This is a genomic window from Haloferax sp. AS1, assembly GCF_014530665.1.
Lineage (GTDB): Archaea > Halobacteriota > Halobacteria > Halobacteriales > Haloferacaceae > Haloferax > Haloferax volcanii.
Window position 1 is genome coordinate 2,078,846 of record NZ_SPSA01000001.1, and the last position, 20,990, is coordinate 2,099,835.

Annotated in this window: 18 protein-coding genes; 9 read left to right on the top strand and 9 right to left on the bottom strand. The window is 63.6% G+C overall.

The genetic code is table 11. From position 1 onward, the window contains the following. The first annotated feature begins 31 nt into the window (after nt 1-31). Both E4P24_RS10920 and E4P24_RS10925 read left to right on the top strand, forming a co-directional pair. Nucleotides 32-1,492 (top strand): FGGY family carbohydrate kinase, encoded by a 1,461-nt coding sequence (locus E4P24_RS10920; protein WP_008605504.1) that lies wholly within the window; start codon nt 32-34, stop codon nt 1,490-1,492. A 655-nt stretch (nt 1,493-2,147) separates the two neighbouring features. Beyond that, nucleotides 2,148-2,912, top strand: coding sequence for an IclR family transcriptional regulator (locus E4P24_RS10925; protein ID WP_004062777.1), 765 nt, complete (start codon nt 2,148-2,150; stop codon nt 2,910-2,912). Nucleotides 2,913-2,980: 68 nt separating this feature from the next. On the opposite strand, the gene pdxA is transcribed toward E4P24_RS10925, so the two are convergent. Continuing rightward, nucleotides 2,981-3,988 (bottom strand): 4-hydroxythreonine-4-phosphate dehydrogenase PdxA, encoded by a 1,008-nt coding sequence (pdxA, locus tag E4P24_RS10930; protein WP_008605501.1) that lies wholly within the window; start codon nt 3,986-3,988, stop codon nt 2,981-2,983. Continuing rightward, nucleotides 3,988-5,226 carry a four-carbon acid sugar kinase family protein gene (locus E4P24_RS10935; protein WP_115861022.1) on the bottom strand — a complete coding sequence of 413 codons (1,239 nt, stop codon included), beginning with the start codon at nt 5,224-5,226 and terminating at the stop codon, nt 3,988-3,990. The genes pdxA and E4P24_RS10935 overlap by 1 nt, the downstream gene beginning before the upstream one ends. Nucleotides 5,227-5,328: 102 nt before the next feature. Between E4P24_RS10935 and E4P24_RS10940 the strand changes: the two genes are divergently transcribed. Together E4P24_RS10940 and E4P24_RS10945 are read left to right on the top strand one after the other, a co-directional pair. Next, entirely contained in the window at nt 5,329-6,741 is a 1,413-nt protein-coding gene (locus tag E4P24_RS10940) for an ABC transporter substrate-binding protein (protein WP_223173924.1), read from the top strand. A 133-nt stretch (nt 6,742-6,874) separates the two neighbouring features. Continuing rightward, nucleotides 6,875-7,810, top strand: coding sequence for a dihydrodipicolinate synthase family protein (locus E4P24_RS10945; protein ID WP_004062773.1), 936 nt, complete (start codon nt 6,875-6,877; stop codon nt 7,808-7,810). A gap of 235 nt (nt 7,811-8,045) precedes the next feature. Here E4P24_RS10945 and E4P24_RS10950 read toward each other — a convergent pair whose 3' ends face one another. Next, nucleotides 8,046-8,822, bottom strand: coding sequence for an aldo/keto reductase (locus E4P24_RS10950; RefSeq protein WP_004062772.1), 777 nt, complete (start codon nt 8,820-8,822; stop codon nt 8,046-8,048). Between the two features lie 181 nt (nt 8,823-9,003). On the opposite strand from E4P24_RS10950, the gene E4P24_RS10955 reads away from it, so the two are divergent. From E4P24_RS10955 to E4P24_RS10975, 5 genes are all read left to right on the top strand, one after another. Then, complete coding sequence (locus E4P24_RS10955; RefSeq protein WP_004062770.1) at nt 9,004-9,948, top strand: carbohydrate ABC transporter permease; 945 nt, start codon at nt 9,004-9,006, stop codon at nt 9,946-9,948. Further along, nucleotides 9,945-10,865 carry a carbohydrate ABC transporter permease gene (locus E4P24_RS10960; protein WP_004062769.1) on the top strand — a complete coding sequence of 307 codons (921 nt, stop codon included), beginning with the start codon at nt 9,945-9,947 and terminating at the stop codon, nt 10,863-10,865. The genes E4P24_RS10955 and E4P24_RS10960 overlap by 4 nt, the downstream gene beginning before the upstream one ends. A 111-nt stretch (nt 10,866-10,976) precedes the next feature. Next, a complete protein-coding gene (locus E4P24_RS10965; RefSeq protein ID WP_115803328.1) occupies nt 10,977-12,080 on the top strand; it encodes an ABC transporter ATP-binding protein in 1,104 nt (367 codons plus the stop codon). An 11-nt stretch (nt 12,081-12,091) separates the two neighbouring features. Continuing rightward, complete coding sequence (locus tag E4P24_RS10970; protein WP_223173925.1) at nt 12,092-12,925, top strand: hypothetical protein; 834 nt, start codon at nt 12,092-12,094, stop codon at nt 12,923-12,925. Between the two features lie 63 nt (nt 12,926-12,988). Next, a complete protein-coding gene (locus E4P24_RS10975; protein ID WP_188148489.1) occupies nt 12,989-14,146 on the top strand; it encodes a sialidase family protein in 1,158 nt (385 codons plus the stop codon). Nucleotides 14,147-14,679: 533 nt separating this feature from the next. Here E4P24_RS10975 and E4P24_RS10980 read toward each other — a convergent pair. The 6 genes from E4P24_RS10980 to E4P24_RS11005 form a co-directional block, all read right to left on the bottom strand. Further along, a complete protein-coding gene (locus E4P24_RS10980) occupies nt 14,680-14,889 on the bottom strand; it encodes a hypothetical protein (RefSeq protein ID WP_004062765.1) in 210 nt (69 codons plus the stop codon). Then, nucleotides 14,886-15,992: an ABC transporter ATP-binding protein gene (locus E4P24_RS10985; RefSeq protein ID WP_004042006.1), complete on the bottom strand. Its 1,107-nt coding sequence runs from the start codon at nt 15,990-15,992 to the stop codon at nt 14,886-14,888. Before E4P24_RS10985 ends, E4P24_RS10980 begins: the two co-directional genes overlap by 4 nt. Next, a complete protein-coding gene (locus tag E4P24_RS10990) occupies nt 15,989-17,071 on the bottom strand; it encodes an ABC transporter ATP-binding protein (RefSeq protein ID WP_004062763.1) in 1,083 nt (360 codons plus the stop codon). Before E4P24_RS10990 ends, E4P24_RS10985 begins: the two co-directional genes overlap by 4 nt. After that, complete coding sequence (locus E4P24_RS10995) at nt 17,068-18,072, bottom strand: ABC transporter permease (RefSeq protein ID WP_004062762.1); 1,005 nt, start codon at nt 18,070-18,072, stop codon at nt 17,068-17,070. The genes E4P24_RS10990 and E4P24_RS10995 overlap by 4 nt, the downstream gene beginning before the upstream one ends. A 1-nt stretch (nt 18,073) precedes the next feature. Next, entirely contained in the window at nt 18,074-19,033 is a 960-nt protein-coding gene (locus E4P24_RS11000) for an ABC transporter permease (protein WP_004062761.1), read from the bottom strand. Nucleotides 19,034-19,108: 75 nt separating this feature from the next. Further along, entirely contained in the window at nt 19,109-20,860 is a 1,752-nt protein-coding gene (locus tag E4P24_RS11005) for an ABC transporter substrate-binding protein (protein WP_188148490.1), read from the bottom strand. Nucleotides 20,861-20,990 lie beyond the last annotated feature (130 nt).

Below are 20,990 nucleotides of genomic sequence, written 5' to 3' on the forward strand. Positions count from 1 at the left end.
GATTTAATGGCGTCCTGCGTGACAGCGTGGTATGGAGAGCCCGCAACTGGTCGGCGTTCATCTCGGTACCGCGAGCGTGCATGTCGATGTGTACAGCACCGACGGCGAACGACTCGCCGGCGGTGAGGCACCCGTCGCCGAGCAGACGACGCTCGCGTGGGAGCGAGCGCTCCACGAGGCGGCGCCGGCGCTCCCGCAGACCGGCATCGGCTCGGTCGCGAGTACGTCGGGGACCGCCGTGCTCGTCGACAAGTACGGCGAGCCGGTGTTCCCCCCGCAGATGTACTTCGATTCCGCGCCCGAACAGGCGTCGAAGCTCCGCGACCTCGACCTGTCTGACCTCTCGATTAACCAGAATATCGCGTTTTCTCCGACCAGCCCTCTTCCGAAGATTCTGAAGCTTCGCGAGGAGCACCCCGAAAAGTTCCAGCGGGTGGAGTGGATTCTCAGCCCGACGACGTGGCTGTTGTACCGGCTCCGATTCGACGCGTCGACGCCGTGGCGCGATATCGAGACCGACTGGACGAACGCGTTGAAGTTCGGCGCCGACGTGACGACGCCACTCCCCACGTGGTTCGAGTCGCTGTTCGAGACGCTCGACCTGCCTCGGTCGCTCTTTCCGGCGATTCGCCCCCCCGGCTCGTTCATCGGGGTCGCCGACGGTCAGTTGGCCGAGCGGACCGACTTCGACGGTATCAAACTCTTTCAGGGGCTCACTGACGGCAACGCCTCGGTGCTGGCGAACGGCGGCGTCAAACCCGGGGACTTCAGCATCACCTTCGGCGCGTCGAGCGTCGTCAAGTACGTCTCGGAGTCCGTCTCGCCCCACCCGGCGCTGTACTACCACCGCCACCCCATCGACGGCTATCTGCCAGGTGCGTCGTTCGACACCGGCAACCTCCTCCGATGGTTCTTCGACCGCGTCCTCAACTGCACGCCGGAGCGCGGGCTCGAACTCGCCCGACAAGTCCCGAGCGGCCACGGCTACGAGGTGTTCCTCAAGGGCAACCGAAGCCCGTTTTTCGACGCCGACGTCGCGGGGTCGCTCCTCGGCCTCAACTACGACAACTCCCTGTCGACCGAGGAGGTCCACGGCCGACTGGCGCGCGGGCTCATTACCGGCATCATCCTGACCGAGTGGACGTACATCTCGCTGGTCGAAGAACACTTCGACACGGACATCGACCGCGTGCTCGTCATCAACGACGGGACGCCGACGCTCGACGGCAACTACGACTGGTGGAACACGCTCCGGGCGTCGATATGGGACCGCCCGGTCGTCGAGATGGAACCGCGAACGACTGCCGGCGCGGTCATGGCTCCCGCGCTCATCACGTCGATTTACAGCGACGTCGAGACGGCGGCGGAAAACCTCCTCCGAGAGCGTGACGTTATCGAGCCGGACCCGTCGGTCAGCGCGGACTTCGATACGCAAAAAGAGGCGTACTTCGACCGATGGCGGGACATCGCGGCGTTCTATCAACGGGAGTGACATCGACCGTGACGGCGTGGCCCGCCGACTGGACGACGACCGACCGCGTCGACGGCACGGACGCGGGAACCGTAATCCGTCGATGTATTACAAGCATACACCTGTAATCGATACTGCCTATCTCGTATCCGAGCGAAGCGCGTGACCGCTCGCTCCGAAACGGTTTCCAACTCACGTGGAAAGCGACGCACGGCGGCTCCGACCAGCGGCGACCATTCCAATCGGCGTTACGGTTCCGCGGGTCGCTCGCTCGCCGCCGAACCACTCCAACGACACTCGAAACCGTGCGTTCGCGTGGCTATCACGGAGCAAGTCCCCACGCAGTGCAACTCGTACCGTTTAGTGCTTTCACTCGGAATGGAAACGAAACTCTCGACCCGAACCGTTCGTAATCGTGGCATTACAACGCAGACGATTCCGGAACCGTCCACTTGTCGCACACGGAGGCGGACGTTCTGAAAGCGCTTCTCTGCATGCAACGGTCCCGTTTCGAGACGGAGACGGAGAGCCCTACGCCGAATGGTGGCCGGTGAGACAGCCGATACCCCGACCTAGGGTCGCTTTCTCGGCTAGTGTTCGATTCAGCGGTGATAACCGTGCTCAACTATGCTTCAAACCCAAATATTTAATCAGGTTGGAAACAGTGTGTTATCGTATGGCAACCAACGAACCACGAACGCTCGAGGCGGTTGAACGGACTCTCGAAATCGTCGAGGCGCTAGTGGAGGAGGACTCACTCGGGGTGACGGAACTGTCGGAGCGAACCGGACTCCCGACGAGCACCGTCTACGTCCACCTACAAACGCTCCGAGAGAACGAGTACGTCGTCAAGGAGGACAGCAAGTACCGACTCTCGCTTCAGTTCCTCCACTACGGGGGCAAGATTCGAGAGCGACTTCCGGTCTACCGACACGGGCGAAAGGTCGTCCACGACTTGGCGAAAGAGACCGGTGAACTTGTCAATCTCGCAATCGAGGAGAGCGGTCGCGGCGTCGTGATTTTCATGGCGCGCGGCGACAACGCCGCCGTCGACCTCGCGCCCGTGGGGAAGCACTCGTACCTCCACCGACCGGCCTTCGGGCGGGCCATCCTCTCGTGTTTCTCCGACGACGAGGTGAACGACATCGTCGACAAGTGGGGGCTTCGAGCGGTCACCGAAAACACCGTCAACACGCGCGAGGCGCTCTTCGAGGAACTCGACGCCACACGAGAACGCGGGTACGCTATCGAGCGAGACGAAGGCGACGTGGGCATCAGCTGTGTCGGCGCGCCGATTCAGGACATCGAAGGCAACCCGGTCGGCGCGATCAGCGTGACCGTCCCGTCGAACAAACTCCGGGACGACCGCGTCGAAGAGGAACTCTCACACAAGATTCTCAACGGGACCAACATCATCGAACTCAAGATAGAACACGCGTAACCGACGATGCGATGTTTCCACGCCAGTTGGAAAGCCGCCGAAACCACCTGACGAGGGCTCCGTGTTCGTCACGCTCGCTCGACGGCGACGCGGGCGGCGGTTCGAATCGCGTCGACCATGCTCGACTCGGATGCGATTCCCTGTCCCGCGATGTCGAACGCCGTGCCGTGGTCGACGCTCGTCCTGATAATCGGCAGTCCGACCGTCATGTTGACGCCGCTGACGGTGTCGGTACTGTCGAAGCCGAGCATCTTGATGGGGATGTGTCCCTGGTCGTGATACATCGAGACGACGCAGTCGTAGTCGCCGGCGGCCGCCTTGACGTAGACGGTGTCCGGCGGAATGGGCCCTTCGGCGTCGATGCCCGCCGCACGGGCCTGTTCGACCGCCGGTTCGATGGCGTCGTCGTCTTCCGCTCCGAGGAGGCCGCCCTCTCCGGCGTGGGGATTCAAGCCGGCGACGGCGATCGTCGGGTCGTCGATTCCCAGGTCGCGCAACCCCTGAGCGGTGACCGTGATGGTGTCGCGGACGTTTTCGGTCGTCACGAGGTCGCAGGCCTCGCGGAGCGGGACGTGCGTGCTCACGTGCGTGACGCGCAGTCCTCCCTCGATGAGCATCATCGAGTAGTTGTCCGTCTCCGTGTACGCCGCGAGCATCCCGGTGTGGCCCGCGAATTCGCTTCCGGCCCGTGCCGTCGCCTGCTTGTGAATCGGGGCCGTCGCGATGGCGTCGATGTCGCCTGCGATGGCGAGTTCGATGGCGCGCTCGACGTACTCCAGCGAGGCTCGTCCGTACGCTTCGTCGATTTCGCCGTGAGCGAGCGACGCGACGTTGTCGAGGTCGAGGACGGGCAGCGTCGACGGGGCGGACCGAACGTCAGCGACGGTGTCGACCGCCTCGACGGTCAGGTCGCTCCCGCACTGCGCTACCGCGTTCCGGACCGCGTCTGCGTCACCGATGACGACCACGTCCGCGTCGTCGGTCACCTGCGGTGCTGCCTTGACGATTATCTCGCTTCCGATACCACCGGGGTCTCCCATCGTCACGCCGACGAGGGGTCTCTCTGCTTCCGTCATCACCGCGTACCGATGAAGTCGAGGCAATTAACTATTGTCGTCGGCTCACCGAACGACCCCGCCTTGGTCACGAGCAACGTCTCGTCCGCCGGTCCGCCGCGAATTCTGGTGAGCGGAACCCCCTCCGAAAGTTCGATTCCCGTCAGGTCGAGCGATGTCGCGTCGAGTTCGTCGAGCACCGCGATAGTCGTCGAACCGCCGGTCGTGAACAGGCCGGTCAGTGGCCGCGACTCGTGGACTCGTCGGACGGTCTCGCGCAACGCCGTCGCGATTCGGTCTTTGACGGCGCTTTCGTCGAGTCCGAGCGCGTCCGCGGTCCGATGTACCGCGTCGACGGCCCCGGGAGACGCGGCCGACGTGACGACAGCGAAGCCGTGGACGCGCTGTGCGTCGAGAAGCGGGCCGAGCGCAGAGGCCGCGGCTTCTTCGGGGCGTTCGAGCATCGCCTCGGGGTCCAGTACCACGAGCGCACCGTCGGGGACTGCGGTGAGTTGCTCGAACGAGGTCTCGCTGACGCTCCCGACGACCCCGAGTACCGCCCCTTCGTCCCCGTCAGTGGGTGAGAGCGACAACGCCCCCGCGAGCCCGCCGCTCCCCGCGTAGGCGATATCGGCGGCGAGCCGGTCGGCCGCGTCGGCGAGCGACCGAAGGTGTGTCTGCGACGTTGCGTCGGCGACGACGACGGTCGGTTCGTTGTGGCGTCTGTGTATCTCGGTGAGCCGCGACCGGACGGCCTGCCGTCCCGCGTCTACGATGCCCGTGTGCATCGTTTCGACGGGGTACGGGACCGACGAGAGCAAATCCACGACGGATGACGCCGAAGGGAGGTTCTCCGAGTCGGTGAGCGTCTGAAGGACCGGGTCCCCATCGACCAGTTGGACGCCGTCTTCCGTCGTCCGTCCGTTCGCCGGAAACGCCGGCGCGAGCAACAGCAGGTCCGGCGTCGCGGCGTCGAGGAGCGCCGTCAGTTCGTCAGCGACGTTCCCGCGGAGCGTCGAGTCGAGTTTCTTGTACAGGACGGGCGCGTCGTGTGCTGCCACGACGGTTCGAACCGAGTCGTACGCCTCCGTCGGCGGCGCTTCCCGCGTCTCCGTGTCGACGACGAGAACGTCACAGTCCGTCGGTGCGTTCGGGTCGAACGCGACGTTCGTCCGATACCCTCGACTGGCGAATTGACTGCCGGTGTCGTTCGCTCCGGTGATGTCGTCTGCGATGACGACTGCGTGCAACTCGGTCATACCGACCGGTTCCGCCCCGCCCTCATGAATGTTCGGCCGTTGTGTGACAAATGTCAACAATGATTAGAAATGTATTTACATTACAATCATGAAGCAGGTTTCATGGCATCGAACGAATGCCGAGACAGCGAGAGGAGTGTCACTCGACGCAGAAACGTCCTGAGAGCCGTCGGCGGCTCAGCGGTCGCCGGGCTTGCGGGGTGTATCGGCGGCGGTGGCGGTGGTTCAGGGTCGACGCCCACGGAAGGAAGTACGACCGGTTCGGTCCAGGAAAACGGTTGGCCGGATTACAGCGGGCGCGAGATGCGCGTCGTCACCGACGAGTGTTCGGACGTGTTCAAGCGCGTCTGGGAGGACGCGTTCGCGGAGTTCGAAAACCGGACGGGCGCGTCAGTCACCCTCGAATGCGGTGCGGAGGGCCAGAGCATCCAAGAGCGAATCATTCAGCTCATTCAGTCCGGCAACCCACCGGAGCTGTTCCCCACGTCGGTGACGCAATCGACGCAGCTCCAGAATCAGGGGACGCTCGCGCCGATGACCGACTTGGTCGAGACGGTTACGGACCGACTGGGCATGCCCCACGAGCGGTCGTTTCTCAAACGCGACGGCGAGCATTACACGATTCCCTTCTTCGCGATTCCCTACCTGCAATGGTACCGAGAGGACATCGCCGAGTCGAAGCCGGACTCCTGGGAGAACATGGTCAGTTGGATGGAGGAAGCCAGCAACTCTGACGAGGTGACCGATGCGACGCTGCTCCCGTGGTCGACGCACTATTGTAGCGAACTCGTCGCTCAGTGCTTCCTTCGGAGTAACGGCGCGAACATGGCGACTCGGAACGACGACGGCGAGGTCGTGGTCTCTATCGACCAAGGAGAGAACCGCGAGCGCTGGATCGAGATGCTCGAATTCCGCAAACGGCTCCAGCCCTACACGGGTCCCGGTTCGGACATCGGCTGTGAGGAGCGAATCAACGCGCTTCACACCGAATCGTCGGCGCACACGACGTACGGCGGTGCACGGCCGAAGATTCAGTCGATTGAACGCGACCGCGACTTCCACCAACACATCCGCGCCGAGCCGATTCCGGGACCCGACGGCCCCGGGGAGTTCTTCGGCGTCATCAAGTCGATCTGTTCGTTCGAGGGGTCGAACACGGACATGGCGAAGACGTTCCTCGACCGATTCATCTTCCAACCGGAGTACTACGAGCGCTACATCAACATCCAGAACGCGCCGCTGTACCCGAAACAAAAAGAGGAGATAGACATGCGGGAGAAGCTCCCGGACTCCTACACCGACGAGGATATCGCGGCGTGGAAATCTGTCACCGACGCGATTCCGCCGGCGCACGAGACCAGCCCACCGAACCCCTACGTCGATTCGATCTTCACGACGCGACCGGGTTCGACCGCCATCTCGCTCGTGATCAGCGAGGACATGGCACCCGGCGAGGCGGTCGACCAGGTCGCCGAGAGCGCCCGCGAGTCGCTGAACCAGGCGAAAGGGCCGTAACGATGCGTGACTCACGTCACAGCCACCGACGCCGGAGGCCTCCGTCTCGACGTGTCGAAGGCCCCGTAACCGCGACAGCGGACTCCGTTACGTTCCAAACGACACACCGATTCACACACGACCCCAACAACAGATGACCAACGAACTTCACGGCGTAAACCCCCCGCTTATCACCCCGCTCGACGCTGATGGCCAACTGAAAGACGACGCGTTCAGAGACGAGATTCGCTACCATCTCGACGCCGGCGTTTCCGGCGTCGTCGTCGGCGGAAGCACCGGCGAAGGGATGCGGATGAACAACGACCAGCTCCAGCACCTCTACGAAGTCGCGGTCGACGAAGTCGACGGCGCCGTTCCCGTGGTCGCGGGAGTCATCGCGCGGCAGACGCGCGAGGCCACCACGAAAGCGGGGCTCGCTCGCGACGCCGGCGCTGACTTCCTCATGGTGATGCCACCGACGGGGTACGCCGGCTCGCATATGGCTGACAACGACTCGATTCGCGACTACTACCGCGCGATTGCGGACGTCTCGGAGCTCCCGATCGTCGTTTACGACGTCATGTCGTTGCTCGACCTCGACGCGGAACTCGTCGGCGACCTCGTCCGGGAGATTCCGGAAGTCGTCGGCATCAAGGTCAGTAGCACGCTCGGTAACTTGACGCGCTATCTCCGAGCCATCGGCGACGACGGCTTCGTGCTCGGTGGGATGAGCATCGCGCAGTTCCCGACGTACACGCTGGGCGTCAACGGCGGTATCGTGGGTATCAGCAGCGTCTGCCCGCGTATCTCCGTCCAAATCTGGGAAGCCACCCAACGCGGCGACTACGACCGCGCTCGCGAGCTTCACCTCTCTATCGTGCCGCTCATCCGCGCCGCGATGGAAGACTACGAGTCGAACTTCCCCGCTGGCGAAAAAGCGGCCATCGACGTCCTCGGGCGCGACCCGGGCCATCTCTTCCACCCGTTCGACGAGGTGACGAACGGCGACGAGAAACGCGCGGCAATCGAGCAGGCCGTCGCACACATGCGCGAACGAGGAGCCAGAGAAGTGGTCGCCGCCGACGATTAGGGCAGTCGTCTCCCGCCCCGAATCTGTCTGCCGTCCAACCGCGACGCAGATTCCGGTGTCGCTCCTGCCTGCGACGACCCGGCGTGCAGTCGGCGTCCCCTACCGATTTCTTTTCTGTGCCACATAGGTACCGACCCCGAGGCGTGTTCGGTTCGGAACCCGCAGCACCGTCACTCGTGTGCCACTGCTGGTGGTTCTTCCAGACGGTTCGTAAAAGCCCGCTCTCGGGTCGGTGTTACCAGTCGACCCAGTCTCGGTCGGCGATTCGTAGCTCGCGGTCGATATCGTCGATACGAGCGAGTTCGTCCGACGCGAGTTCGATATCCGCGGCTTCGAGGTTTCCACGGATGTGGTCTTCGCTCGACGCCTTCGGGATGGGGTGGACCCCGTCTTTCGAGAGCAGCCACGCGATGGCGACCTGCGCCTCGCTGAGCCCGTTTTCGCGGGCGATGTCGGTTATCTCCGGAATCTCGAAGACCTCGCCGCGGGCGAGCGGCGAGTAGGCGACGACTTCGATATCGTGACCGCGACAGTACTCGATGAGGTCCGGTTGCGGGAGCAGCGGATGCAGTTCGACCTGATTGACGGCGATTGGAACGTCGCAGGCGGCCTGCGCCTCGTCGAGCAGGTCGGCGGTGAAGTTACTCACGCCGACGTGTCGAATCAGGCCCTCGTCTCGGAGTTCGGCGAACGCGCCTAACGTGTCCGCGGCGTCGTAGTCTTTCGCCGGCCAGTGCACGTAGAGGACGTCGACGTAGTCCACGCCGAGGCGGTCGAGGCTCTCGGAGACCGCTTCGGGGACGCGGTCGGACGCGAGGTCGCCTGGCCAGAGTTTCGTCCCCAGCGTTATCTCCTCGCGGTCGACGTCCGCACGCTCGATTCCGTCGCCCACGTAGGCTTCGTTGTCGTACAGCTGCGCCGTGTCGATGTGGCGGTAGCCCATCTCCAGCGCCGTTCGGACGCTCTCCGCACAGGCGTCCGGGTCGGTGTTCTGCCACGTTCCGAAGCCCACTCTCGGCTCTCCAAATACCATGGTCGTCAGTACGTTCTCGCATACTCCTATAATAATCTATGGGGGGGGGATACGTCCTCGTCGGGGTGCGCTCCGCCTGGTTTCGTCCTTTTCACTCACCCCGATGACTACGGTGATGGGAAGATTTTTACCATTGGTTCATGAAGAATTGGCACGTTCCATGAGTACAATCAACAAGCACGGCTCTCGGGCTCGACAACTACGAGACGAGGCGTTCGAGTTCCTCTCGAAGAAGAAGGTACTGGCCGCGCTGACGATTCTCCCGCCGATGTTGCTCTTCACGTTCGTGAATCTCGTTCCGATTGTCGGCGTCATCGGCGCGAGTTTCTTCAGCATCAACGCGTTCTCGAACGAGTGGCAGTGGATCGGTGTCGCGAACTTCGAGACGCTCCTGTCGAGCGATTCGTTTTACGATGCGCTCAGCCGGTCGGTCGTCTACGCGGGCGGTTCGGTCGTCATTCAGGTGGTCTTCGGCACCACCCTCGCGTTGCTACTCAATCGGTCGTTCAAGTTCGTCAACATCGCGCGGACGTTCGCGATTCTCCCGTATCTCATCCCGAACGCGGTCATCGGCTTCATGGCGCTCTGGATGCTGAACTCGCAGTGGGGAATCGTCAACCAACTCGCCGTCCAGATCGGACTCACCGAGGGGTACGTGTCGTTCTTCGGCAATCAGGGCTCTGCGATGCTCGCGGCGATTCTCACGAGTAGTTGGAAGGACTCCATCTTCGTCACGGTGATGGTGCTCGCTCGGTTGCAGGCCATCCCGGAGAGCTTCTACGAGGCCGCGAAGATGTCCGGTGCGACGGCGTACCAACGCTTCCGGGATATCACCCTCCCGAACCTGAAGGGCGTGTTCTTCATCGTGTTGCTGCTGCGTGCGGTATGGATGTTCAACACCTTCGACTACATCTGGGTCCTCACTCAGGGCGGCCCTCGCGGGGCGACGACCACCGCACCCATCTACGCGTACAACGTCGCCTTCGGGACGAGTCGACTCGGTATCGCGGCGGCCGTCTCGACCGTGTTGTTCCTCGTGTTGTTGGTCGCGGCGGTGTTGTACTTCCGCATCTTCGAACCGTCCGCGGAGGTGCGTGCAGAATGAGCATCCGCAACGACATCGGGCGGAAGTGGTCGAGCGTCAAGCAGCGAACCGTAGACAAGCCGTGGAACCCGCTGACGCACCTCTCGCACCAAGGTCGGTCGAGAGGGTGGAACCTGCTTTTGAACGCCCTGTTGGTGCTGCTGCTCTTCGTCGTCATCTTCCCCATCTTCTGGATGGTCAGCACGGCGCTGCGGCCGACCGACATGATCTACAACGTTCCGCAGACGCTGTTGCCGCAGACGTTCTCCGTCGAGAACTTCGTCAATACGTTCGAGGGGACGAACTTCCCGACGTACTTCACGAACAGCATGATTCTCTCGGTCGGCGTCGTCGGCGTCACGACGTCGATGTCGACGCTGGCCGGCTACGGGCTCACGCGCATCGACATCCCACACAAGAAGACGTTCGCGAGAATCATCCTCTTCGGGTACATGTTCCCGCAGATTCTCCTCGCGATCCCGATGTTCATCTTCTGGAGTCGCATCGGCCTCATCAACAGTCACCTCGGTCTCATTCTCGCGGTCACGGCGACGGCGCTTCCGTTCGGTATCTGGCTGATGTGGAAGTTCTTCCAGAACGTCCCCATCTCGCTCGAGGAATCCGCTCAGATGGCCGGCGCGTCGCCGTTCCGCGCGTTCTACGAGATCGCACTGCCGATGGCGAAGCCCGGCGTCATCGCGGTCGCGATTTTCTCGTACGCGACGGCGTGGGGGGCGTACACGATTCCCCGCATCATCATGCCGACCAGTGAGAACTGGCCGCTGACCGTCGGTATCCACATGTTCACGATACAGAAGCAGACGCTCTGGGGGGAGGTGATGGCCGCGAGCGTGATGATGGTAATCCCGGCGTTCATCTTCGTCTTCGCGCTCCAGAAGTACCTCCTCGAAGGCTTCGAAGTCGGCGGACAGATGTAACGCTCGACCGCAGTCCTGTGCCCTCGTTTTTCGCTCGCAGTCGAGCTGAGAATCTGCATCCACCGAAACGTATAATGGGACCGTCTCACAAGATGTGTGTGGTTGTTAATCATGACTATTGAGGTCAGCTCCCTGCGGAAAGAGTTCAGTTCGCCGTCCGGCACGATAACGGCCGTCGATGGCATCGATTTCAGCATCGACGAAGGCGATTTCTTCACGTTCGTCGGCCCATCGGGCTGCGGGAAGACGACGACGCTCCGCTGTATCGCGGGGCTCGAAACGCCGACGAGCGGGAGCATCCGATTCGATGGCGAGGACATGACGGGGAAGCCGGCTCACAAGCGGAACTTAGCGATGATGTTCCAGAACATCGCTCTCTACCCGCACATGAAGGTAAAAGAGAACATCTCCTACCCGCTGAAAGTCCGGAACGTTCCGAAGCAGGAGCGATACGAGAACGCCGAGGAAGCCGCGGACATCATGCAGATTCGCGAGTTGCTGGAGAAGTACCCCGGCGAACTCAGCGGTGGCCAGCAACAGCGGGCGGCCTTGGCGCGAACCATCGTCCACGAACCGGAGGCGTTCCTGATGGACGAGCCGCTGAGCGACCTCGACGCGAAGCTCAAAGTCGAGATTCGCAAGGAAATCCAGCGCGTCCACGACCGCGTGGAGAAGCCGACAATCTACGTGACGCACGACCAAGAGGAGGCGATGACGATGAGCGACCGTATCGCGGTGTTCAACGACGGCGGCATCGAGCAGATCGGGACGCCCGACGAACTCTACCAGCGGCCGGCGAACCGGTTCGTGGCGAACTTCATCGGCAACCCGTCGATGAACTTCTTCGACGGCACCGTCGACCGCGCGAGCGGCGAGACGGTCGTCGTATCGGTCGACGGTCGAGACGTCGAGCTTCAGGTGGTCGACTCCACGGCGGTCGGCGTCGGCGACGACGTCACGGTTGGCGTCCGGCCCGAAGACGTCAGGCTCGACCGGAACGACGGTGATCTCGAAGGCGAAATCACCCTCATCGAGCGGATCGGAAAGCAGATGCTGGCGACCATCGAGGGCCCGCAGGGCGAAGTCAGGGTGACGCTCCCGGCCGACAACTCCTACGAAAAAGGCGAGGTGGTTCGCCTCGCTATCGAGACTCGGGCGACGCATCTCTTCGATTCCGGCTCCGACGACGTCGTGACCCGCGGCCCGGACGTCTGACGAGGTGACCGATGCACTGGCTACGTCACCGCGGCTCGACCGTGCTCGACCGCGTCAGGAATCCAGCGTACACGGGTGATAATCGGTGTCTCCCCTGTACCGGCGTGAACGCCGTTTTCGCCGTTGCCCTCGCCGGAGTCGTCGCGTGGGCGGGGTCGCCGCTCTTGGGTGCTGTCTCACTCGCGGCGTCGGCCGCAGTCATCGGTCTCCGGGGGTATCTGATACCGGGGACACCGACCCTGACACAGCGATACCTCCCCTCGCGGGCGATGGCGTATTTCGAACACGGGCCGGCACAGACGGCCCTCGATTCGCATCCGGAACCGACCGACGTGAGTGACCGCGACCGCGACAACGTCCTCGTCGAACACGGCGTGCTTGTGCCGTGCGACGGCGGGGCGGATTTCTGTCTGACGGACGCCGTTCGTCGTGCGTGGACGGACGCACTCGACGCCATCGGTGCCGACGTAGACGCCGCACTCTCGGAGTCCGCGCTTGTCGATGCCGAGTCGTCCGAGTTCGTCGTCGACGAATCGGCCGGCGACTTCGCCGTCTCCGTCGATGGGGCGCACGCCGGTCGGTGGCCCTCGCGCGAAGCGTTCCTCGCCGACGCGGCCGGTGCGGTTGCGCTGGCGAGCGAACTCCCGGGATGGCACGGGCTGTCTTCGCGAACGCGAGGCATCGCCCTCGGCGAGCTTCGACTGTTCCTCGACCGCTGCCCGTCCTGCGGCGGCGACCCCGGCTTTCAGCGTCGAACCGAAGCGACGTGCTGTCGGACGCGAACCGTCACGACGATGCGATGTGCGGACTGCGACGCCTCGTTCGTCGAAGTCGTCGGGGCGTGACCCGTTTTCACCACCGCCTGCGGTATCTTTAATATCCCCGCCCCAACTCTCTGAAACAGACGCATGCTAGCTTCACCCAAGAGAGTCGAGAGTGCCGAACACACCGTCGTCTACCACGGTGACGGCGAGTTCTCGGCGTGGCCCTTCAACGGCGGGATGTGGAAGACCGACGATGGCGTGGTCGTCGCGTTCATCAACCACGACTGCGATTACTCGGTGCCCGAGAACCTCCACGACGCCAAGGTCGTTCGCTACGGGAGCGTCGTCTCCCCGACCGAGAACAAGCAGAATCAGCTGAGCCACGCACGCATCGAGACCTACGGCGCTATCCGTGCGATGCGAACGACCGACGGCGGCGACACGTGGACGGACGACGGGGTCATCTCGGATAACGTCGAGACCTCCGAACAGGTGCTCTACAACGAGATTCCGGACATCGAGCCCCACGACTTCTCGAATCGGGACACCCTCATGGCCTGTTGGTCGTCTCCGCATTCAGCGGCCTCGGACGCGGTTCCCTGGGTGAAGCTGTCCGACGACGGTGGGGACTCGTGGAGCGACGCGAAGCGCCTCCCGATGTTCGACTTCGAGCGAATACAGGGCCGTCCGTCGTACATCACTCGCGAAGACGGCACGCTCCTGTTGATGCTGACGGGGAAGACGGGAAGCGACCCCCACGACGTGCCAATCGTGTACGCGTCGTTCGATGGGGGGCAGAACTGGACGTTCCTGTCGCAGATCGACGGGAGCGAGAAGTACCGCATGCTGTGTCCCTCGCCAGTCCTGCTCGAGGACGGGACGCTCGTCGCGGCCGTTCGGTGTAAGATATCAGTCGACTGCGAGTGGACCGAAATCTATCGCTCGACCGACGACGGGCGCAACTGGTCGTTCGTCTCGCGCGTGAACGACCTCGGCGCACCGAGCAAACTCCTTGAGTACGACGGGTCGCTCGTGTGCATCTACGGCTACCGCCACCCGCCGTACGGCATCCGCGCCCGCGTGAGTCACGACGACGGTGCCACGTGGAGCCGCGAATGGATTCTCCGCGACGACGGCGCGAACTACGACCTCGGCTACCCGCGGGCGGCCGTACTCGACGACGGGACCATCCTCGCCACGTACTATTTCAACAAACAGGACGACGACGTCGCTGTCGACGGGGGTCAACGACACATCGCGGCCACTCGATTCGACCCGACAGAACTACTCACCGAGCGGTGATTTCCCGGCGAACAACCTCGTAACCGCGCTTTTACTCCATGGCCGTGGCACCGTCTCGTCAGACGAGTCGCTGTTTCGATGCACCCCTACTGGTGTCTCGCTCGTCGTCCGCGGCGCAGTCCGCGGGACCGTTAGTCTCCCCGAGTAGGCATACGACGGGTCATCGAGGACGTAATTCTGACAACAAAATATTGTGAGAAACATACAATATAATTTGGGGACTTGGATTTCTATCTGATTCGGAAGATATTAATTCCAAACTTAAAATAGCATTTATTACACTTTCTAACTAGATATAATAACATGCGCTACTAAATAGTATGTTAAGTGCGGTGGATAGCTAGAATTGTCTAATTGGGCGATTCAACTCGATGCGTCACTTCGTGGTGGATTATTGCTTAGTTAATACTATATTTATCGGTGCTCTCGGGAGACTGACTTCGCTATACTCTACTTGTGGGAGAGCGAAGTGAACGCCGCCACCCGGTTGCGCGAAACGCTCCCGAACAGCTACCGAGGTTCGAGCGCTCCCGCTACGTGCGGTCGAACTCGTCGTCTATCATCGCCAGCGCCCCGCCGGCGTTGAACAGCAGGCGGCTCACGACCACCCACGTCGGCACCGCGAGGACGACCAACGCGACCGTGCTCGCCACGGGCGACAGCGGCGGCAACAGCCCGCGGTAGAACCACACGATGGCGAACGTCAGGACGATGCGGAGCATCGGCTTGACGGCGACGCTCATCTGTCGTCGTCACCCCGGCCGTCGGTGACGAGCGTCGGCTCGGCGTCGAAGTTCTCGATGCTGAACCGCTCGTCGACGCCCTGCGCGGCGCTCGGGACGCCCGCGCCGGTCTCGAACTCGTCGACGTGGATGCAGGCGGCCTTGTGGCCGCCGGTCGCGCCCGCCACGTCGTCGAGCGTCGGGTCGACCGACGTGCACTCCTCGGTCGCCGCGGGGCACCGCGGGTTGAACGAACAGCCCGACGGCGGGTCGAGCGGCGAGGGAACCTCGCCTTCGAGCACCTGTCGTTGCCGGGCGAGTTCGGGCACCGGCTGGGGAATCGCGCCCAACAGCGCCCGCGTGTAGGGGTGCTGCGGGTTCGAAAACAGCTCGTCGGCGTCCGCGAGTTCGACGATTTCTCCGAGGTACATCACGGCGACGCGGTCGCAGACGTGGCGAATCACGCTGAGGTCGTGGGCGATGAACAGAAGCGTCAGGTCGAACTCCTCCTGCAAATCGTCGAGGAGGTTGAGAATCTGCGCCTGAATCGACACGTCGAGCGCGGAGACGGGTTCGTCGGCGACGATGAAGTCCGGGTCGACCGCGAGCGCGCGGGCGATGCCGACGCGCTGGCGCTGGCCGCCGGAGAACTCGTGGGGGTAGCGGTTCGAGTACTGCGGCGGCAGGCCGACCGTCTCCATGAGTTCGTCCACGCGGGCGTCGCGTTCGCCCTCGTAGAGGCCGTGAATCTCCATCGGCTGTTTGATGATTTGGCCGACGGTCTTCCGGCGGTTGAGACTCGACGCGGGGTCTTGGAAGACGATTTGGATGCGCTTTCGCATCTCCGTCATCTCCCGGTCCGACAGCGCCGTCAGGTCGGTGCCGTCGTAGCTGACCGTCCCTTTCGTCGGTTCGTCCAGCCGGAGGACCGACCGCGCAGTCGTCGACTTGCCGGAGCCGGACTCCCCGACGAGCCCGAGCGTCTCGCCGCGCTCGATGTCGAACGAGACGCCGTTGACGGCTTTCACCGTCTCGTCGGCTCCGAGCAGGCGGTCGATGAAGCCGTCGTTCTGCGTGAAATACTTGTGGAGTCCCGAGACGGACAACAGCGGGTCGTCGCTCATTGGGACGCACCCCCGTCGGTCGCGGGGGCCGTGGGGCCGCCGCCGTCCGCCTCCGCGCGCTCCGTCTCCGTCTCGATGGCCGACGGCGAGAGGTCGTAGCCGCGGGCGTGGAGACACGCCGCCTCCCGACCGGGTTCGACCTCCCGCAGTTCGGGGTCGTACGACTCGCACTCGGCGGTCGCGTGGGGACACCGCGGGTGGAACGAACAGCCCGACGGCAGGTCGGTGAGGTTCGGCACGTCGCCCTCGACGGGCGTCAGCCGGTCGGTGTCGTCGGTCAGCCGCGGAATCGACCGCATGAGGCCGCGGGTGTAGGGGTGCCGCGGGTTCTCGAACAGGTCGTCCACGCCGGCGCGCTCGACGACGCGGCCGCCGTAGGCGACGGCGACGCGGTCGCAGGTCCCGGCGACGACGCCGAGGTCGTGCGTGATGAGGATGATGCTCATCCCGTACTTCTCCTGGAGTTCGTCGAGGACGTTGAATATCTGCGTCTCGATGGTCACGTCGAGCGCCGTCGTGGGTTCGTCGGCGATGAGCACGTCCGGCTCGCAGGAGATTGCCATCGCGAGCAGCGCGCGCTGACGCATCCCGCCGGAGAACTGGTGGGGGTAGTTGTCCACGCGCGAGGTCGGTTCGGGGATGCCCACGTCGGCCATGAGTTCGATGGTCCGCTCGCGGGCCGCCGCGTCCGACACGTCCTGGTGGGTCTTGATGACCCGGCTAATCTGGTCGCCGACGGTGAACACGGGGTTGAGACTCGTCATCGGGTCCTGAAACATCATCGCGATGTCGTTGCCCCGAATCGACCGCATCTCCGTCTCGCTCTTTTCGAGCAGGTCGTCGCCGCGGTAGCGGACGCTCCCCCGCTCGATGCGACCGGGGCTGTCCACGAGTTGGAGCATCGACAGCGCGGTCACGGACTTGCCGGAGCCCGACTCGCCGACGATGCCCAGCGTCTCGCCCTCGTAGAGGTCGAACGACGAGCCGTCGACGGCCTTGACCGTCCCCTCGTCGGTGTAGAACCGCGTGACGAGGTCGCGGATTTCGAGTACCGGCTGTTCGTCCGGGTCGGCGCTCATCGCTCGCCTCCGTCGTTGCGGGGGTCGAGCGCGTCGCGCAGGCCGTCTCCGAGCAGGTTGAACCCGAGGATAGTGACGACGATGACGAGTCCGGGGAACACCGAGTACCACCACTCGCCGCTGTAAAGGTAGCCGCGGGCGTTCGACAGCATCAGTCCGAGGCTCGCGTTCGGCGGCTGGATGCCGAGTCCGAGGAACGACAGCGCGGCGCTGGCGAGGACGGCCGTCCCCATGTAGAGCGTCCCTTGGACCACGACGGTCGGCAGGGTGTTGACGGCGATGTCCTTCACGAGGATGTGTCGGTCGCTCGCCCCGAGGGACTTCGCGGCGTCGATGTAGTCTTCTTCCATCTCCTTGAGGACGGACCCGCGCATGACGCGCGCGAAACTCGGGATGTAGACGACGCCGATGACGGCGATGACCTTCACGATGTTCGGAAGCGTGAACGAGCCGTATTCCGTGCTTCCCACCCCGAGCACGCCGAGTACCGCGATAGCGAGGATGAGGCTCGGGAAGGAAAACAGGATGTCCATGAAGCGCATGACGACCTCGTCGACCCACGTGTTACGGTAGTAGCCGGCGATTGCGCCGGCGGTCACGCCGAGCGCCATCGCGAAGCCGACGACGCCGAGTGAGACGGTCATCAGCGTCCGCAACCCGTAGATGATGCGCGAGAGGATGTCCCGGCCGTGGTGGTCGGTGCCGAGGTAGGCCGTCGTCGTGCCGACGACCTCGCCGGCGCTGTTCTCGATGAGCATCTCGGTGCCCATCGGCATCGGGTTGTGTTCGCCGTCCGGTGCCTCGAACTGCGTCGTCGGGTCGTGGGGGGCGAGAAACGGCGCGAACAGCGCGGTCAGGAGCATCGTGAGGATGATCGCGCTCCCCACGAGCGAGAGGGTGTTCTGGCGGAACTCCTTCCAGAACATCTCGAACTGACTGTGGTGCGTGCCGGGGGCTTGCGCGGCGGGCACCGCCTCGTCCGTCTGGTCTGTCGTTGCCATGTTAGTTTCCATCGTGTCTGATGCGGGGGTCGAGGTAGGCGTACAGCACGTCCACCGCGAGGTTCGCGAAGACGAACACGCTCGCGATGAACAGGATGAGCGCCTGGATGATGCGGTAGTCGCGGCGGTCGATGGCCAGTATCAGGAGCTTCCCGATACCGGGGAGGTTGAACACCGTCTCGGTCAGAATCGCGCCGTTCATCAGTTGGCCGAGTCCGACGCCGATAACGGTCACGACGGGGATGAGCGCGTTCTTCGAGGCGTCCTTGAGGACGATTTCGCGCGCGCCGATGCCCATCGCACGGGCGGTCTTGACGTAATCCTGACTGAGCGTGTCCAGCATCTCCGAGCGCATCATCCGGGCGATGAGCGCGGAGTAGGCCGTCCCGAGCGTGATGACCGGGAGGAACAACTGCTGGAGGTTCGCCACCGGGTCGACCCACGGCGGCGTCCAGCCGCCGGTCGCCCACGGGAACGAAAACTGCACCGCGAATATCATGATGAGGATGATACCCAGCCAGAAGTCGGGAATCGAGATGCCCGACAGCGCGGCGATACGCGCGGCGTGGTCCGCGGGCTTGTCCTTGCGGACGGCGCTGATGATGCCCGCCGGGATGGCGATGAGAATCGCCGTAATCATGCTGAGAATCGACAGCTCGACCGTCAGCGGGATGCGCTCGACGATGATGTCGGTCACGGGCGTTCCCTGCTGGACCGTCCACGACACGCCGAAGTCGCCTTGGAGGGCGTCGAGCATCCACAGGCCGTACTGGACGTACAGCGGGCGGTTGAGCCCCATCTCCAGTCGAATCTGCCTGACGAGCTCCTCGCTGCTGAGCGGGCCGAGCATCACCCGCACCGGACCGCCCGGCGCGAGGTGGACGAGCGCGAAGACGACGACGCTCACCCCGAGGAGGACGGGCAGGCTCAACAGCAGGCGCTTGAGGACGAACCGGAACATGCTCACGGCTGAGTCACCCCCCGGGTCGCCGCTGGAAATCGACGGGGCTGGCGCGAACGCGTGTGCATCTGTTCGTCACTCACCCTTCGAGACGAAGCGGTAGTTGTCCTGGAACGTGCCCACGTCGTAGTCGTTGACGGCGTTGCGCCACGCTTCGAGCTTGTTCACGTAGGCGATGTCGATCTGGATGCCGTGTTCGACGAGGTACTCCTCCAGTTCCCAGACGATTTCCTTCTGTTCCTGTTCGTCCGTCGAGGCCTGCGCCTCGCGGAGCTTCGAGACGTACCACTCGTGGCCGTTCGAGAAGTCGCCGTCGGCGTCTTCGGGCGCGGCGGGGCCGCTCGGCGCGTAGATGTCTTCGAGGTCGTCCGACGGGTGGTGCCAGTTGTTGTGGTTGTGGTTGTTGTCGGCGTAGCCGGCGTCGAGCCACGACGTGGCGACCGGAATCGACTGCGCCCAGTCTTCCATCGCGGCGTGCCACGTGTCCGTGCTGTACACTTGGTTGAGGAGCGTGGACTTGTCGACGGCGGTGACGCTGGCTTCGATGCCGATTTCAGACAGCTGGTTCTGGATGACGACGGCCTCGTCTTTGAACCACGAGCCCTTGGTGGCGATGATGTCCATCTCGAAGCCGTCGGGGTTGCCCGCGAGTTCGAGTTCTTTCTTGGCCTTCTCGGGGTCGTACATCTGCATCTCCTTGAGCTTCCGCGAGGTCCAGTCGCTGTCGGGGTACCACGGTCCCTTCTGGACCGCGCCCTGCCCGTAGAACACCTCGTCGAGAATCTCCTCGCGGTCGATGCCGAACAGCACCGCGCGGCGGTTGTGCCGGTTGCTCATCGGGTTGCCCTCCGACTCCATCAGATTCACGTACAGCACCTGCGTGAAGTTGCCGGGGACGGACTCGGTCGTGATGTCGGGCTGGCCGCTGAGGCTCTCGAAGTCCTTCGGGGGGACCTTGTCCGTCAGGTCGAGCTGGCCCGAGCGGAGGTTCGCGAGGCGCGTGGAGTCCTCGCCGATGAAGTCGAACTTGAACTCGTCGACGGCGGGCGCACCCTCCTTCCAGTAGTCCTCGTTCTTTTCGAGGAGGACGTGACTCCCGCTTTTCCACTCGACGAATTTGAACGCGCCGGTGCCCGCGCCGGAGGGGTCCTGCGTGAGGTCGGTCGCGAGGCCGCTGGGTCCCTTCCCGTCTGCGGTGTCGCCGCGGGAGCCCTCGGGAACGATACCCTCCAGGCCGCGCGTGAGCCACCAGTTGAGCGTCCCGAACGGCTGAGAGAGGTTGAGCCGGAGCGTCCGGTCACCGACGATTTCGGTGCCCTCGACGAACGGGAGGCGGCTCTTGACCGGCGACTTGTTGTCGGGGTTGAGAATCCAGTCGACGGAGTACTTGAAGTCCTCGACGGTCACTTCGTCGCCGTTGTGGAACGTGATGCCCTCGCGGAGCGTGTATTCGAAGGCGGTCCCGCCGTCGACGGGGTCGGGCACCTCGGTCACGAGGCCGGGCTGGAGTTCGGAGTCGGGCGTCAGTTCGATGACCTCGTCGTAGATGAGGCCGCCGATGGTGCTGGTCGCGGTGTCCGTCCAGAGCGCGGGGTCGAAGTTCCACGGCTCCGCGGCGAGCGCGACGTTGACGCGGACGGTCTCTCCCGAGTTGCCCGACGAACTGCTGTCGGTGCTCCCGCCGCTCGTCTCGGTTCCGTCGGAACCGCCGGAACCACCGGCGTCACCGCCGGTACAGCCCGCAAACGCGGTCGCGCCGACCGCGCTCGCGGCCGCAATAAATTGCCGTCTGTCCATGTTTATCTCGGTAATGTTGTCGTCTGACATTGTTTTCTGGAGCTACGTACACACCCTTGTAGCGGTACGCGTGATACCTTAGCTCATGAAACACCGTTATTTATAGCTTTGGCAACCTCTCACAATCTTGGTACTATATCGCAATGGAGCCGTGCGCGTT

Bases quoted from the DNA above. Each gene is read 5' to 3' on its own strand.
- E4P24_RS10920 (WP_008605504.1), top strand. From the start codon at position 32: ATGGAGAGCCCGCAACTGGTCGGCGTTCATCTCGGTACCGCGAGCGTG.
- E4P24_RS10925 (WP_004062777.1), top strand. From the start codon at position 2,148: ATGGCAACCAACGAACCACGAACGCTCGAGGCGGTTGAACGGACTCTC.
- pdxA (WP_008605501.1), bottom strand. From the start codon at position 3,988: ATGACGGAAGCAGAGAGACCCCTCGTCGGCGTGACGATGGGAGACCCC.
- E4P24_RS10935 (WP_115861022.1), bottom strand. From the start codon at position 5,226: ATGACCGAGTTGCACGCAGTCGTCATCGCAGACGACATCACCGGAGCG.
- E4P24_RS10940 (WP_223173924.1), top strand. From the start codon at position 5,329: ATGGCATCGAACGAATGCCGAGACAGCGAGAGGAGTGTCACTCGACGC.
- E4P24_RS10945 (WP_004062773.1), top strand. From the start codon at position 6,875: ATGACCAACGAACTTCACGGCGTAAACCCCCCGCTTATCACCCCGCTC.
- E4P24_RS10955 (WP_004062770.1), top strand. From the start codon at position 9,004: ATGAGTACAATCAACAAGCACGGCTCTCGGGCTCGACAACTACGAGAC.
- E4P24_RS10960 (WP_004062769.1), top strand. From the start codon at position 9,945: ATGAGCATCCGCAACGACATCGGGCGGAAGTGGTCGAGCGTCAAGCAG.
- E4P24_RS10965 (WP_115803328.1), top strand. From the start codon at position 10,977: ATGACTATTGAGGTCAGCTCCCTGCGGAAAGAGTTCAGTTCGCCGTCC.
- E4P24_RS10970 (WP_223173925.1), top strand. From the start codon at position 12,092: ATGCACTGGCTACGTCACCGCGGCTCGACCGTGCTCGACCGCGTCAGG.
- E4P24_RS10975 (WP_188148489.1), top strand. From the start codon at position 12,989: ATGCTAGCTTCACCCAAGAGAGTCGAGAGTGCCGAACACACCGTCGTC.
- E4P24_RS10980 (WP_004062765.1), bottom strand. From the start codon at position 14,889: ATGAGCGTCGCCGTCAAGCCGATGCTCCGCATCGTCCTGACGTTCGCC.
- E4P24_RS10985 (WP_004042006.1), bottom strand. From the start codon at position 15,992: ATGAGCGACGACCCGCTGTTGTCCGTCTCGGGACTCCACAAGTATTTC.
- E4P24_RS10990 (WP_004062763.1), bottom strand. From the start codon at position 17,071: ATGAGCGCCGACCCGGACGAACAGCCGGTACTCGAAATCCGCGACCTC.
- E4P24_RS10995 (WP_004062762.1), bottom strand. From the start codon at position 18,072: ATGGCAACGACAGACCAGACGGACGAGGCGGTGCCCGCCGCGCAAGCC.
- E4P24_RS11000 (WP_004062761.1), bottom strand. From the start codon at position 19,033: ATGTTCCGGTTCGTCCTCAAGCGCCTGCTGTTGAGCCTGCCCGTCCTC.
- E4P24_RS11005 (WP_188148490.1), bottom strand. From the start codon at position 20,860: ATGTCAGACGACAACATTACCGAGATAAACATGGACAGACGGCAATTT.